14 protein-coding genes are annotated in these 14944 nt (G+C 59.5%); 8 read left to right on the top strand and 6 right to left on the bottom strand.

The window, feature by feature from the left end; genetic code table 11:
* Positions 1-5: 5 nt before the first annotated feature.
* Together RDA78_RS08725 and RDA78_RS08720 are read left to right on the top strand one after the other, a co-directional pair.
* Entirely contained in the window at positions 6-1058 is a 1053-nt protein-coding gene (locus tag RDA78_RS08725; protein WP_434056123.1) for a Gfo/Idh/MocA family protein, read from the top strand.
* Between the two features lie 570 nt (positions 1059-1628).
* Positions 1629-2114, top strand: coding sequence for a hypothetical protein (locus tag RDA78_RS08720; RefSeq protein WP_434054932.1), 486 nt, complete (start codon positions 1629-1631; stop codon positions 2112-2114).
* Between the two features lie 33 nt (positions 2115-2147).
* Here RDA78_RS08720 and RDA78_RS08715 read toward each other — a convergent pair whose 3' ends face one another.
* From RDA78_RS08715 to tmpA, 4 genes are all read right to left on the bottom strand, one after another.
* The gene (locus tag RDA78_RS08715; RefSeq protein WP_434054931.1) at positions 2148-3683 is read right to left on the bottom strand and encodes a hypothetical protein; all 1536 of its coding nucleotides are present in this window, start codon (positions 3681-3683) and stop codon (positions 2148-2150) included.
* A gap of 200 nt (positions 3684-3883) precedes the next feature.
* A complete protein-coding gene (locus tag RDA78_RS08710; protein ID WP_434054930.1) occupies positions 3884-4711 on the bottom strand; it encodes an alkaline phosphatase family protein in 828 nt (275 codons plus the stop codon).
* 33 nt (positions 4712-4744) lie between these two features.
* A complete protein-coding gene (gene tmpB / locus RDA78_RS08705; RefSeq protein ID WP_434054929.1) occupies positions 4745-5341 on the bottom strand; it encodes a (R)-1-hydroxy-2-trimethylaminoethylphosphonate oxygenase in 597 nt (198 codons plus the stop codon).
* Entirely contained in the window at positions 5338-6477 is a 1140-nt protein-coding gene (gene tmpA, locus RDA78_RS08700) for a 2-trimethylaminoethylphosphonate dioxygenase (RefSeq protein WP_434054928.1), read from the bottom strand. The genes tmpB and tmpA overlap by 4 nt, the downstream gene beginning before the upstream one ends.
* A 105-nt stretch (positions 6478-6582) precedes the next feature.
* Here tmpA and RDA78_RS08695 point away from each other — a divergent pair, with 105 nt between their 5' ends.
* Positions 6583-7437 carry a LysR family transcriptional regulator gene (locus tag RDA78_RS08695; protein WP_434054927.1) on the top strand — a complete coding sequence of 285 codons (855 nt, stop codon included), beginning with the start codon at positions 6583-6585 and terminating at the stop codon, positions 7435-7437.
* 84 nt (positions 7438-7521) lie between these two features.
* On the opposite strand, the gene RDA78_RS08690 is transcribed toward RDA78_RS08695, so the two are convergent.
* Both RDA78_RS08690 and RDA78_RS08685 read right to left on the bottom strand, forming a co-directional pair.
* Entirely contained in the window at positions 7522-9405 is a 1884-nt protein-coding gene (locus RDA78_RS08690; protein WP_434054926.1) for an SLC13 family permease, read from the bottom strand.
* Positions 9406-9647: 242 nt separating this feature from the next.
* Positions 9648-10895 carry a 6-phosphofructokinase gene (locus RDA78_RS08685; protein WP_434054925.1) on the bottom strand — a complete coding sequence of 416 codons (1248 nt, stop codon included), beginning with the start codon at positions 10893-10895 and terminating at the stop codon, positions 9648-9650.
* A gap of 200 nt (positions 10896-11095) precedes the next feature.
* Between RDA78_RS08685 and RDA78_RS08680 the strand changes: the two genes are divergently transcribed.
* From RDA78_RS08680 to RDA78_RS08660, 5 genes are all read left to right on the top strand, one after another.
* A complete protein-coding gene (locus RDA78_RS08680) occupies positions 11096-11980 on the top strand; it encodes a DMT family transporter (protein ID WP_434054924.1) in 885 nt (294 codons plus the stop codon).
* Between the two features lie 141 nt (positions 11981-12121).
* The gene (locus RDA78_RS08675) at positions 12122-12448 is read left to right on the top strand and encodes a PepSY domain-containing protein (RefSeq protein ID WP_434054923.1); all 327 of its coding nucleotides are present in this window, start codon (positions 12122-12124) and stop codon (positions 12446-12448) included.
* Between the two features lie 72 nt (positions 12449-12520).
* Positions 12521-13204 carry a winged helix-turn-helix domain-containing protein gene (locus tag RDA78_RS08670; RefSeq protein ID WP_434054922.1) on the top strand — a complete coding sequence of 228 codons (684 nt, stop codon included), beginning with the start codon at positions 12521-12523 and terminating at the stop codon, positions 13202-13204.
* Positions 13188-14471: an ATP-binding protein gene (locus tag RDA78_RS08665; protein ID WP_434054921.1), complete on the top strand. Its 1284-nt coding sequence runs from the start codon at positions 13188-13190 to the stop codon at positions 14469-14471. The genes RDA78_RS08670 and RDA78_RS08665 overlap by 17 nt, the downstream gene beginning before the upstream one ends.
* 78 nt (positions 14472-14549) lie before the next feature.
* Positions 14550-14777 carry a hypothetical protein gene (locus tag RDA78_RS08660; RefSeq protein ID WP_434054920.1) on the top strand — a complete coding sequence of 76 codons (228 nt, stop codon included), beginning with the start codon at positions 14550-14552 and terminating at the stop codon, positions 14775-14777.
* The last annotated feature ends 167 nt before the right edge of the window (positions 14778-14944 follow it).

Here is a 14944-nt window from a genome sequence, read left to right as displayed (position 1 = left end):
GCCCGATCCGCCTTCTCATCCTTGGAACCGGCAACATGGCGGGAAATCACGCCTCCGCCTTTCAGAAAAACCCGGCCGTGGAGATCGTCGCGGGCGTCGACCGCCGGCCGGATATGCTCGCCGAATTCTGTGACAAATACGCAATTCCTCACCGGTTCGAGGATCTGGGTGAGGCGATTGCCTGGGGCGAATTCGATGCCGTTTCGAACGTAACCCCGGACGGCGCCCACCATCCGACGACCTTGCAGCTACTCCACGCCGGCAAACATGTTCTGTGCGAGAAGCCACTCGCGACCAACCTTGCCGACGCTTCTGAAATGACCGCGCTGGCGCAGGAAAAGGGCGTTGTCGGCATGGTCAACCTGAGCTACCGGGATGTTGCCGTCCTGCAGAAGGCGGCTCAACTGGTCGCGGAAGGCGAAATCGGCGCGCTCAGGCATTTCGAAGCGTCCTACTTTCAGAGCTGGCTGACACAGCCGGCCTGGGGCGACTGGCGCACCGAAAGCCAGTGGCTGTGGCGCTTGTCAAGCGAACACGGCTCGAAAGGCGTGCTCGGTGACGTCGGCATTCACATCCTGGATTTTGCAACCTTTGCCGCCCAAAGCCCGGTTTCGGAACTGTCCTGCCGCTTGAAGACCTTCGACAAGGCGGAGGGAAACCGCATCGGCGACTACCCGCTCGATGCAAATGACAGTTTCACCATGCAGGCGGAACTTGAAAACGGGGCCCTCGGAACGATCACCGCGACCCGCTTTGCCTCGGGCCACCTCAACGACCTGCGCCTGCGCCTTTATGGTGACAAGGGAGGGTTGGAGGTTCTCTTTGAACGGCGCGAGGAGAATTTGCGGATCTGCCGGGGCGCGGATCTGACGGAGGGCCGTTGGCAGGAAATCACCGCCGAGCCGGTTCCAACGGTCTACCAACGATTCATCGATGCCATTCTTGGCAGGGACACTCCGGAGCCCGATTTTGCTCACGGCGCACGCCTGCAGGCCGCGCTCGACATGGCCGAATTGTCGGACGAGAAAAGCGGCCGGTTCCTGAAAATCGTGCTTTGATGCGACAACGAATCCGAACGAACAACGGCGGAGCCCGAAGGCTCCGCCGCACGAAGTGGGTACTACAGCAAGGCAACATCACCAGAAGACCGCAAAGTCCGCCGTCCCTCCATGTAATGTATGCATAAGGTATCGCAGTCTCCCTGATACTTCGTTCAGGCCGCAGTTTCGTTTTACTTCAAATTTTACAAGAACCTTTGTTACGCCTTCTGAACTGGCGTGAAAGCTCCCGGAGATTTTCTGAAAACATCTTTCTTTTCAGCCTCTTGATCGCCTGAGCGGGACGTGGGTAAGACCCACAACCGCCAATGAAATTTCCGGTCGAAGTCGCGAGATTACCTTGTCTTGCAAGAAACGGATGACGTCTCTCTCCCCGGACAGAATCTCGACCATCCAGGTCCTGAAAATCTTCAGATTGCGAATGGTCATGAGATAGGCCGCGAAACTGTACAGCCGCCGCCCCATTGGCGCGGACCTGACCTCGTTCGTGACCAGACCAGGTCTTGCACCCGCGAGACAACATGGAGAATGATGGGTCGTGCAGGAGTGACGGTCGAAAGGGGGAGCGATATGGAAAGAACGTCGATTGCAGCACATTTGGTGGCACTGACGATTGCACTGCCTGCGGCTGTTTCTTTCATGGACACGGGAGAGGCGATGGCACAGGACATTGCCGAACGGTTCGCCGATGGCAGCTGTTATTCCCGCATCTATTCGGCCGATCATCTCGCAAGGCACCCCGGACAGAAGGTAGCGCATATCTGGTTCACCGCTGATCCAACCATGCGTCCGGACGACGACGCTGTTGCGCTGAAGTTTGCGTTCACGCTCAGGGACGGACGGTTCTACCAGAGCGTCGCCTATTGCCGGGCCGACGGATTTTGCGGAACGGAAGGTGACGGCGGCCGGATCCAGTTCACCGGCCGCGGCCAAAACCTGCGCATGTCGATCGCCGACTATCTGATTGTCGAGGGTGACGATTTCTCGCCGGATCTCATGCAAAGCGACGACCGTGTCTTCCTGCTCTACCCGGCATCTAAGGCCGAGTGCGGGTAGCCAATAGATCTGGTGCCGCGCGTGCTCCGGAAATCAAACGCCCACAAACGTGTCGTAGTGCCTTTCCCCGAGCGTTGGCTGGAAAGCCGGGCCTTCAAACCGATTGCTTGAAGGAGACCCCGGTTCGCCCTGCAGCGCACCCACATTCAGGCCGCCGGGCGAAGCCCAATGGCCTGAGGGAAGCAAAACTCTGAAAGAAATGGACGAGCCTCTTCCCAGGCTGTTGGGGCCGAGTTCGAATTCCTCAAGTGCATGTCCCGCGCCACTAAAATCAGGGCCCTCGTCAATGGTGTGGTCCCCAAGCGGGTACCTGGCGGCAAGAACCTCGTCCGCAAAGGAAGGGAATCCAACCACATCACCGTCGAAATCGATGTTCCACCGGGACCAGCTGGACGTGAAACGCTTGTCGTATTCCGGCTGATGAACCTTGCCGAAAAAGCCATTCGTTCTGGGCGTGTCAGTTTTTGCTGCAGCATAGGCAATGGCGTTGTTCTTGTGGCTGAGACCGGGCAGAAGCCCTTTCTTGATGTAGCTGGACCGTGTGATGAAGCTGTTGTGAAACACGTAAAGGCCGTTGAAAGGGCCCTTCGCGCGCTCGACCTTCTTGATCGGCTTGAACACGGCACCGCCGTTGTTTTCGTCCTCGTCGCCCGCGAAGGGATCCGACCCCTGCTGCGTGCGGAAAGAGCCCGTGTTTGAAAAAATGTAGATCGGTCCACGTGTGACGCATTCGATCGAAAACCACTTGTGGACGTCGATCATGTCGTTGTGGTGAAACCACCAGTTCGACGCCCCGTCTTCCGGTTCGAACACATTGTCCCGGATCTGCTCGAACCTGTTGTGGTGTATGTGAAAATCGCGATTGAGCCTGGCCTCGGCCGACGTGTTGTATCCGTGGATCGCATTGAACGCGGACCTGATCGAGCAATGCCGGATCGTGACACCGCCCGCGATTTCATTTGACCGGAAAAAATCACCGTCGAAGAGGCGGTAGTCCTTTTCCTCATCAACCGTTTCCCCATGGACACGGAACCAGGGGATCCGATGCCAGAGACGGTCGGGAACGGTATCCTGTGTCCACGTGCAATGCTCGATGAGAATATCGCGCGTGACGGCGCCCAGCGCACCGATGCAGAAAGTCGCATCTTCAAAGGCGCAGTTCTGAATGCTGATATCCGCTGCGGATTCGATGAAAATGTGGGTCGGCCATGCCTTCGAGAATACCAGGTTCCGAACGATCACGTGCTGACACCGGTAGATCCTGAGGCTGGCGTCATCAATCCAGGGATAGAGGCCCGGAAAGTCGTAGCCGATTTCAAGTGCGTATTTCGCCAACCGGTTGGAGATGGGACGAAATGTGTCCGCGCTGACACCCTGACTGATCTTGCACGCCCCGGGATCGACACCGAGCGCGGGCTCTATCACAATCGGCCGGTCTTCTGTGCCCCGCCGGCGGCTGATCGTGTAGACACCGTCATAGGTTCCCGGCGTCAGTTGCACTTTGTCACCGGCAGACGCCTGGTCGAGCGCTGCCTGAAATGTCTCTGGCTTTACGAGAAAGTCGGTCACGGCAATGTTCCAAACGAAATGAGGTTGGCGAAACAAGGATCACTTGCGTTCGCGCGCGAAACTTTACGCGAAGTCAGTCTACTTACGTGCAGTTGCAATGTAAAACTTCGACCCCGCGAAGGGGTGGGACATGAGGCCTGATCTCCGGAAAGCGTCGCCGTCACCAGACGGCGCGCGATCCGTCGTCACTGAAAAGGCACTCAGGACAACGATGGAAATTCCATCGTCCGGGGACGGGGAACACCCAGAAGCGCGAGGATTGTCGGAGCGACACTGCGCTGGTTCAGAATTTCGTCTGGCCCGGCGTTAAGCTTGTCGGTGAAGGACAGGAACGGCACATGACGTACACATTCGGCGTCGCCCCCATGGTTGCCCTTCTCATCCATGCCGTGATCCGCGGTCACCAGTACGAGATACCCGCGCGCGATCAGCCGCGGAATGAGCTGTGCCAGGGCTGCATCCACCTTTTCCGCCTGCCGGACATAGCCACGGCCCAGACCGGTGTGGACGTGCCCGAGCGTGTCACAGCTGGACGAATGCAGAAGCAGGTACGCAGGCGCATATCGGTCGGCGACCGACCACGCCTGTGCGCACAGGTCGATCTCGGCCGGCTGGACGCTGTTGTCGGCGTCGTATCCATCCATGCTGTAGTAACGCCCATGGGCAATCGCGGCGTTCGGGTCATTGATTTCGACATGAGAAAACGCCTCGAATGGGGTTTCGCCAAAAAGCGTCTGAAAATAGCAATGGCCGACAACACCGCACAGGCCGCCTGCCGCTTTCACCTCCGAAAATACGTTCGGGTCGGACGAGGGGCGCAGGCCCTCATTGTCCAGCAGTCCGTGATCGGTGGGTGCGCGGCCCGTGTGGAGCGTTTCGTAGAGGGGAGCGGAAATCGTCGGCAGGCAAGCGCGCATCGTCCAGATCCGCGCACCTCCCTCGGCGACAGCGGACATCAGGTAACTGCAGGCCGCACGTGCGGTATCGTCACGCAGTCCATCGATCAGGATCAGGCAAACCTTGTTCATCACACACAATCCGCGATTTCTGCTGAAAGCGGCTCAATCGGAATTGCGTCCCAAATGCCGATCCACCAGGCGCTGGACCCTGGGTGCGAAGTGCCGGAAATCCGGAGTTGCCATGCCGGCCACCTTGCCCGCTTCATCAAGGTATCGCACGGCGATGATCTCCTCGAGATTTGGGTTCTTCTCAAATTCGGCGATCTCCTGCGCGCTCATGGCCCCGCCCTGAAGGTTCAAAGAGTGGATAGATGCCTCCGACAGACGTTCGAAATAGGAGGGTTTCGTCGCGCATAGATAGCGCTTTGCGGCAACGTGGTAACGGCAGCAATCGGTGACGACGCTCGGAAAGAAACGTTCAAGGATCTCCGCTCCGGCATCCTCGTGACGCCGGTCTTCGGTATCGTCCATCGTGAAGGTGCCGAATTCGGAGGTGAAATGGCCGATATCGTGCAGCAGCGCGCCGACGATGATCTCGTCGGGCTGCCCGTTCCGTTCGGCGATGGTCGCGCCCTGCAGCATGTGTTCGCCCATGGTTACCGGCTCGCCCAGATATTCTTCCGATCTCCGCCGATCGAATATCGAGGCGAGAAAATCGACGATCGTATCGGCGGTGAGTTCTTGCGATGATGGTTTCATTCTGCGGCCTCCAGCGATCTGCGCCGCAACGCATCGCGGGTTGAGCGAAGCCCGTCCTTGTCCGCGTAACAGCCTTGCAGCCAACGTTTTCCGGCACCCGAATAGGCTTTCCGGGCATGCAGGACACGGGTGTTGTCCACCACGAAGGCCTCTCCGGGATCGAGCCGGAACACCACTTCGATCGCCGGGTCGTCGATGATTTCCCCAAGCCGGCGATAGGCCGCGTACCAGAGATCCATCCGCTCAAACGGCACATCGGTCACGGCCGCGAGCGAGCGGTTGTTGAAGCGCACACCGATCAGTTCGCCGTCGGGAGCCAGCTCGATGAGGGGGCGCCGTGATGTCAGGCAAACACCGTCCTCGCCCGCATATTCGAACCAGGCGCAGTGGCCGGCAAGCACGTCGAAGTAGTCCGGATTTTCGTCCTGCAGCCGGCGGGCACAAGCAAAACCGTCCACCACCATGTTCTCACCGCCTGCCGCCGAGCTTTCGAGGCAGTAAAGCACCTGGATCGTTGGGACCGGGTCACGGTAGGGATTGTCGGTATGGGCCTGAAGACCCAGGCCCGTATAGGCCAGATTGGTGGGATTGACCTCCGTGCGAACCTCGAACAGCTTGCCGTAGTTGGTTTCACGCACGTAGCCGAACAGGTCGACGACCTTGAACAATGCCCCCTCTTCGACCGGCCCGCCTTCAACCTTGCCGAAGCCATACCGCGCAACCTGTTCGATCCAGTCCTGAAACTCGGCACCGCGCCGCACAAGCGTCGGATAGTGTCCCGTCGGGATATTGTCCTGCAAGGTTGAATTCCAGGACGTGACCTCCTCCGGAAGCCACCCCCGCACCGGCGCGCCCGAGATGTCATATGCATGGGCTTCAAGCCAGGCCAGACTGAAGGCCAGGGTCTTGTCTTCCGGCGCAAAGGTCACGTTCAGGATGTCACCTTCTACGACGGCAGCAACGATCCGTGTATCGGAAGGAATGTCACGCAAGGCAATCAGGCGCTGGCCGTTGCCGGCGGCGCGTGTCCCGGCATCCTGTGCATTGTCACGAAGCCAGATGGCATGAAAGCGTGTGGAACCCCCATCGGAATGAAGCGTCAGGACAGCGCCGTCCTGGCTGAGCGTCGTATGCATGGCGTTTCCTTCCTGGCCGACAGCACGAAAAGACAGCTGCTATCTGAGGCAAAAAGCTATATAAATTCAAATCATAAAAAACCAAACTTAGTAGCGGTTTGTCTTATGGATGAGTCTTTTTACAAACTCCCGCCCCTTGAATGGGTGCGCGCCTTCGAGGCAGCGGCCCGCCTGGGCAGCTTCACCGCAGCCGCGGCCGAGACCGGTCTGACCCAACCGGCCATCAGCCAGCGGATCGGACAGCTGGAGAAACATCTCGGCACGCAGCTGTTTCTCCGCCAGGCGCGCACGATTTCACTGACGGTGGACGGGGAAACCTGGTTGCCCCACGTGCAGGCAGCCTTGCGCACCTTGAGCGAGAGCGCCGAAATGCTGTTTGCCAGCCGCCGTCTTCGCTTGACGATCTCGGCCAGCCAATCCGTGATTTCAATGTGGCTGGCCCCGCGGTTGGCCCGTGCCTGTGTGGCAACCGGTGCACAGATATCGGTTCAGTCTTACATTCTCGGCGGCCAAACTGCGACGACAGACACCACCATCCAGATCAGGTATGGCTCCGGCGACTGGCCGCATCATTTCAAGCTGCCCCTTTACAAGGAGGTAATCGTTCCCGTGTGCGCACCGGAACTCCTGACCCGGGACTGGTCGATATTGCCACGGATCGCCTGTACCGGCCCGCGCCCGGATTGGGGCCACTTTTCCGAACGGTTCGGCATTCCCTCCACCCCGATACCCCAGATCAGGGTCGACACCCTGCATGGCGCCATCGCCGCGGCAAAGGCCGGACAGGGTGTTGCGCTCGGGTCGATCGCGCTCTGCTCCGAAGATATCCGCGCAGGGACGCTGATCCAGCTTGGCAACGATGTTTACGAACACACCGAAACCTACTGGCTGCTGGCCTCGCGCAACGCGATCGGCGGACGGCAATGGGATGCGCTTTCATCCGAACTGGTTTCACCGTGATCCCGGCTAATACGGGGCGCCAATAGCCCCCCCCGCCGCTCGAATTCATCCCTACCAATCTATCCAAATTAATGAGGCCGTACCCTAGAACACCAGGTTCATGACCACCAAAGACACGACCAGAAATAGAATGGTCATGATGCCGCCGCTCTTGACGAAATCCGTCACCTTGTAGCCTGCCGGTCCCATGATAAGCGCGTTGACCTGATGGGTCGGGATCAGGAAGGAATTTGACGTTGATATCGCCACGGTGAGCGCGAAGATGGCCGGATCGCCGCCGGCAGCGACGGCAATCGAAACCGCGAGCGGCACCAGGAGAACGGTTGCGCCCACATTGGACATGATGAGCGTGAAGACCGTGGCCAGAACGGCAAGGCCAGCCTGCAGCAGCCATACCGGCCAGCCATGCAGCAACAAAAGGATCTGCTGCGCAATCCATTCTGCGGTGCCGGATGTCTGCACCGCCTGGCCCAGCGGAATGAGACTGGCCAAAAGAAAGACCGTGCTCCAGCTCACGGCCTCGTAGGCGTCATCTATGTCGAGCACGCCGGTCAGGATCATGCCGGCTGCCCCGGTCAGGAGGCACAAGGAAAGACGCAGATCCGTGAACAGGATCAGCGACAGGGAAACAAGGAAGAAGAGCAGTGCCCAGACGACCTTTTTAGGGCGCAGCTCCTCGTGCGGAAAGTCGGTCGTGACGACCACGAAGTCCCGGTTTTGTGTCAGTCTCGTCAACGCTTCCCAGGTCGTGAGAATCACAATTGTGTCTCCCGCGCGAAAGGGAACCTCGGCGATCTGGGTGGGTTCATGGTCTTCCGTCGACACGAGGCTCAGCGTTTCCTCGCCCCGGTGGATCGCAAGCATGCTCGCGCCGTAGGTTTTCCGGAAGACAACGTCATGGGCGCACTTGCCAATGATCGACGAACCCGGTGTCACGACGATTTCAGCCACCCCGGACCTGGTCGGGGCATAGTCCTCGGCAAAAACATCCAGCTTGTCGTGGAGGATGAAATTCGCATCCTCGACCATGTGCCGGACTTCCTTCGCGCGGCCGAGCACGGCCAGTCTGCAAGGCGTCGTGATCTTGGTCGTGATGACCGGCGCAAACCAGGTCTTGCCGTGGTAGGCGCTACCGATGATGTAAACATGGTAACGCTCGATGACGTCATCGAAGGTTTGTCCCTCAACGGGATGGCCCGCAGGGATCGTGATCTCGAAGATGTCGGTCTTCAGACCGTAGATCTTCTTGAGATACTCCTTCATCGGCTGCGCGCTGGTGGCATCGCCTGCTTCCTGCTCTCCCGGCAGGATCCACCTGCCGAAGATCATGAAGTACAAGATGCCCGAAGCGACGAGGGCGACGCCGACCGGGGTCACCGAAAACAGGCTGAAGGTGCCCATCTGCGCCGCCTCCGGAAGCGACCGGTTGGCCGTCAGGATCAGATCGTTCAGCAGGATCAGCGGCGAAGATCCGACCATTGTCAGCGTTCCGCCCAGGATCGCGCAGAAGCCCATCGGCATCAGCAAACGGCTGAGCGGCAGTTCCGTGCGCACCGAGATACGGCTAACGACGGGCAGGAACAGCGCCGCGGCACCGACATTCTGCATGAACGAGGAAATGACCCCGACCGTGCCCGAAACAATGGGCACGACCCGGGCTTCGGAACTGCCGCCGTGTTTCAGAATCAGCGCCGCGACCTTGCTCATCAGACCGGTCTTGTCGAGCCCGGCACCGATGATCATGACCGCAATGATCGAGACGACGGCATTGGATGCAAGCCCATTGAACAGCTTGCTGACATCCGCCAGGGAATGCAGACCGGGCATCTGGCTGAGCAGGCCGAGCAGCACCATGACGAGAATGGCTGCAAAATCGATTCGAACGATCTCCGAGACGAATAGAACGACCGTGAAAACGAGCAGGCCCAGAACCACCATCATCGGATAGGTTAGAGCGATTGCCTCCACCTTGCGTGCCCCCCGGCATTTTGTTTTTGTCAGGCCGAAACGGATCGGCCCTTTTTGCCTCAACCACCGGACCGACGTGTTCGCGTGTCCGTGGCAGGCAGCAGGCTAGCAAACTGACCGGCCGTAATCCATCCCGCAGCGAGCGCTTCCGGTACGGGGCATCCGAATTCGCACCACCGCGTGCATCGCGGCACGTGTGACTATCACACAAAAGTCTGCCCGACGTCACTCAAGAGCCCTGCCTAGGACGACTCCGCCAGGATCTTCGGCACCTTGTTCGGCCTCAGACGATGAGCGTCCGGCATGCCCTTGCCAAGCAGCGGTCGCAAATACAGACGGAAGTCGTCAGTGACGTCATGACCGGAGGCGGTGATGAATTCGTCGGGCATCGTCCGGGTCTTACCGGCGACCAGTTCCAGCGGCACAAGTTCGTAGTCAACGGAGTAATGGCCGGTGCGCTTGATCGTCACCGATCCGTCGCGGTCGCCGAACATGCCGTATTGGACTGCCTTTTCGCCGACTTCGCGGGCTTCGTTCTGGTCGACGTCAGACACACATCCGACAAAACTGCGCTGGATGTAGCCGAGCGTGTCGCCGCGCACCCGCGTGATCTTCAGTTCCTGCTTGACCTTTTGCGTCAACAGGTCGGCCAGAGCACCGGTTCCGGACAATTGCACATTGCCATGCGCGTCACGTTCGATCTCGCTGGCAAGCTTGGCGATGATCGGTGTGCCCGAGCCGTCATGGATGCCTTCACTGACGGCAACGACACAACGTCCGTACCGGTCGTATACGTCCTTGACGTCCCTGATGAACGCATCGATCTCGAAAGTCCGCTCGGGCATGTAGATGAGATGCGGGCCATCATCGGAGAATTTCTTGCCCAGCGCGGAGGCAGCGGTGAGAAAACCTGCATGGCGCCCCATGACGACGCCGATATAGATGCCGGGCAGCGCCGCGTTGTCGAGATTGATGCCCATGAACGCCTGCGCCACGTAGCGTGCGGCCGAGGGAAATCCGGGCGTGTGGTCGTTCTCGACGAGATCATTGTCGATGGTTTTCGGAATGTGGATGCAGCGCATGTTGTAATCGGCCTTGCGCGCTTCTTCATTCACGATCCGAACGGTGTCGGACGAATCGTTGCCGCCGGTATAGAAGAAATAGCCGATCTGATGCGCTCGCAGGACTTTGAAGAGTTCCTGGCAATATTTCAGATCCGGTTTGTCACGCGTGGAGCCAAGCGCCGAAGACGGCGTATCTGCGACCATCTCCAGATTGTGGGTGGTCTCCTGGGTCAGATCGTAAAAATCCTCGTCCAGGATCCCGCGCACACCGTGCACGGCGCCATAGATCAGCTCAACAGAGCGGAACTTTCGGGATTCCAGGACCGCCCCAACCATGGACTGGTTGATAACCGCCGTCGGTCCGCCACCCTGGGCGACCAGTACCTTGCCGTGAAACACCAAAAATGCCCTCCTGAATCTGTTCATAGATAACTGGCATCAATGATGGTCAAAGGACAAGCGCGTAATTGGATTGCCGCTGCGTTTTCCTGGCAGTCGGCTCCCTGTGCGAAGGTGGCATCCGTCTGCATCAGTGGCATTTCTGACCCGCCGCGCATTGCGGGTCTTTGAAAATTAGGCACATATGCGTTCCTGGAAAAAATCCGCATCACGATAACCGGGGCATCATGGATCAAACCATCGAGTCGAATTTACGCGGCATCATTCTGATGGTTCTCTCCATGGGCGCGTTCGCGATGGCCGATACCCTGATCAAGCTGGTATCGGGGTCAGTGGCACCGGCACAGATCATGTTCCTGATGATGGCGGGCGGGTCGTTCATGTTTTGCGTGATTGCCAAGCTGCAGGGCGCCCGGCTGATCGACCGCCGGGTGTTTTTGCCGGTTTTCCTGGTCCGATATCTCGCCGAAGTCATCGCAATGGTCGGCATGGTCATGGCTCTGACCCTCGTCCCGCTTTCGACAGTCGGAGCAATCATTCAGGCGACACCGCTTCTGGTGGCGCTGGGCGCGGTTGTGTTTCTCGGAGAGAAGGTAAGCTGGCGGCGCTGGAGCACGATCGTGCTCGGATTTGTCGGTGTTCTTCTTATCGTGCAGCCGGGAGCAGACGGTTTTGATGCCCTGTCCCTTTGGGCGGTGCTGTCCATGTTCGGGCTGTCCGTGCGCGATCTGACGACCCGCATGACCCCGCCCGACATGGCGTCCGCCAGCCTGGCTGCCTATTCGGCAATTGCGACCCTTCCCTTTGCCATGGCCTGGATTGTGATGGACGGAGACACGTTTCTGCCGCCGGAGGCGGATTGGGTGTTTCTCATTTCCATCATCTTGTTGGGGTCGCTGGGATATCTGCTGCTCACCGCGTCCATCCGCTCGACCAGTCTTTCCGTCGTCGCACCGTTTCGCTATGCGCGGCTCCTCTTCATGGTGGTCCTCGGCATGGTGGTGTTCGGCGAACGCCCTGGTGTCTCGATGCTGGCCGGCACCGCCCTGATTGTGATCTCCGGCCTTTACATGATGTGGCGCGAGCGTCTCTTGAAGCGGCAAACCGGATAGTCTTCGGAGCCGGCCGCGCCATCAATCGTCGTTTCTTACACATTTGTAAGGCCGGGCGCAGATCAACGTAAACTGCACAGGCCATCTTCAGGTCATCGAAAGGCGCGGTGCCTTTCTGAAACGAGAAGATGGAGACGATTAATGGACAAGAAACTGATCTTGGGAACTGTTGCAGCAGGCGTTCTACTGGTGACAGGTGCGATCGGCGCCGTTTCGGCACAGACCACTCCGGCGGCGGCAACACTGGACGAAGCCAAGGCCGTTGAAATTGCGCTGGCAGAAGTTCCCGGCACGGTCCAGGAAGCCGAGCTGGACAAGGAAGACGGCAAGCAGGTCTACGAGATCGAGATCCTGACCGCCGACGGACAGGAGATGGAAGTCGAAATCGACGCTGAGACCGGCGCTGTGCTGGAGATCGAGGCAGACGGCGACGATCACGATGATGACGACGACAAGTCTGCAGGCTAAAACGAGTATCTTGGAAGAGGCTGCCGGAAACGGCGGCCTTTTTCCTCCGACAGAAACAGCCTATGGAACACCATGAGAATTTTGCTTCTTGAAGACGACCGGGAACTCGGTCCATGGGTCGCAGGCGGATTGCGCGAGGAAGGCCATGTCGTCGATCATTTCACGGACGGCAAGGAGGCCCTGCTCGCCTCCATGGGCCAGGACTACGATCTTCTGATCCTCGACCGCATGGTACCAGGCCTTGATGGTCTTGCAGTCCTGAAGTCGCTCCGCGCCTCGAAGGACACCACGCCCGCGCTGTTCCTGACTGCCCTTGGCGAAGTCGATGCCCGCGTTGAAGGGTTTGAAGCAGGAGGGGACGACTATCTCACCAAGCCGTTTGCATTTGTCGAGCTGTCGGCACGCGTCAACGCTCTCGGACGCAGGCGCGAGGGCGCTGCATCGGAGACAAGCGAACCGACCGTACTCAGGTTCGGCGACCTCAGCCTCGACCTGCTTGCGCGCCACTGTGAACGCCAGGGCCAGACCATCGATCTGATGGCCAAGGAATTCAAGTTGCTGGAGTATTTCATGCGCCGCCCCGGCCGCCTTGTGACCCGCACGATGCTGCTGGAACAGGTCTGGGACATGAGCTTCGACCCGACCACCAGCGTGGTTGAAACCCATATCAGCCGCCTGCGCGCCAAGATCGACAAACCTTTTGGCGACGAGTTGATCCGGACCAGACGGGGCGAAGGCTATGTCTTTGGCCGGTAAGCTGGCAGCGCCCGTCCGCTGGCTCTTGCGGTCCTCAGCCCTGCGGCTGACGCTGCTTCTCTCCGGTCTCTTTGCCGTCGGCATGGCCGTCGCAATCGTCGTGGCGCTGACCCTTGGGCGGGATGCCGTCCTGCAGCGGGTGGATACCTCGCTTGCCGGCCTTGCCGCCGCCGTTGAGGCCGATGATCTGGAGCGCGATACGTTCTCCGTGATCATCCGGCCGGTCTCCGCGCTCAGTGGCCTGCCCAAAGCCTTTGCCCGCGTCGCGGAGCGGGGCGGCGGTACCGTCAGTCTGGACAAGGATTTCAGGCGGTCGGAATCCTGGCGCGTTCTGATCACGGAAGACAGCGAAGGCAAACCTGTCCTCATCGCCGTCCCGCTGGATGACAGCCTCGATGCACTTGAATTGCTTGGGAATATCTTGTGGACCACAGCAGGCATCGTCGTGGGCGTGGCGCTCGCCATTGGCCTTGCTGCGGGCTACCTGGCGCAGCGGCGTCTGAAACGGATCAACGAGACGCTTGGCCGGCTGGCCGACGGCGATCTGAAAGCGCGCACGGGCAATCGCCGCTCCTCCGATGACCTGGATGACCTTGCGCGCCGCCTCGACAGGACGGCGGGCGAACTGGAGCGGCTGGTGAGCCAGACCCGCTATCTCAGCGCGAGTATCGCTCACGATCTCAGAACACCGCTCGCCCGCCTCCGCGCCCGGCTGGAGATGATGCCGGACGGAGAAGAACGCGGCGCCGCGCTCGAAGAAGCGGAACGGCTTTCCGGCATTTTCGACACCATCATGCGGATTGCCAGGATCGAAGCCGGCGTCGGCACGGACGGGTTCAATAAAGTCGCGCTGGGTGATCTCCTGCAAGAGGTCGCCGGCATTTATGAGGCCGTGATCGAGGACAGCGGCAAGCATCTCGATATATCCGTCGAATCTCCGGACACGGTCCTCGCCGACCGTCAGATGCTGGTCCAAGCCCTGGCGAACCTCATTCAGAATGCGCTTGTCCACGGCGGAGCCCGGATCACCTTGTTCGCACAGGGAAATGAGATCGGTGTGGCCGACAACGGCAACGGCGTCGACCCGGCCGCATTCGAGGAGATCGTCAAGCCGATGGTGCGCCTGGACGCGGCCCGCGAAAGCGATGGCACCGGACTGGGCCTGGCGCTGGTCCGCGCCGTTGCGGACCGGCATGACGCAAAGCTGCTTCTGACGGAAAACGCGCCGAGCGGCCTGCGCGTCGCGCTCAAGTTTACAGAATTGTAAACTTGCGGTCAGGCGGGAGAAAACCCGGAACTCCATATCAGGTGTATCGACGAGATCATGAATATGGAGACCTCACTTATGAAGACCTTTATGACCAAAGTCACGTCAGCCGCCGCAGCCGCCGTTGCGCTCTTTGTCGGCTGTGCCCTGGCCGGACTGGGCCTCGTGGTCATGGCCCTTCTGGCCATGTTCGCCCTCGCAGCAACCGGCCTCGCCCTCCTCGCGGCCCCGTTCATGCCGAAGCTGGACGAAGACATCGAAGGCGACGGATTTCGGATTATCCGCGAAAACAGGCCGGCCGCGTGATCGTGGGTGCCTTGGCAGCCGAGGCACAAACCCAAACAGAAACTCAAACGAAAAAAGCCGCCCGAAAGGCGGCTTTTTCAACTCACTGAGGTATCGTGAGAATTTTGGAGCGGGCGATGGGATTCGAACCCACGACCCCAACCTTGGCAAGGCAGAAACATCGTGTG

Origin of the sequence: Roseibium sp., from assembly GCF_051016195.1 — a bacterium.
Classification (GTDB): Bacteria; Pseudomonadota; Alphaproteobacteria; order Rhizobiales; family Stappiaceae; genus Roseibium.
The sequence above is the reverse complement of the archived record's forward strand: the minus strand, read 5'-3'. Positions and strand labels throughout refer to the sequence as shown.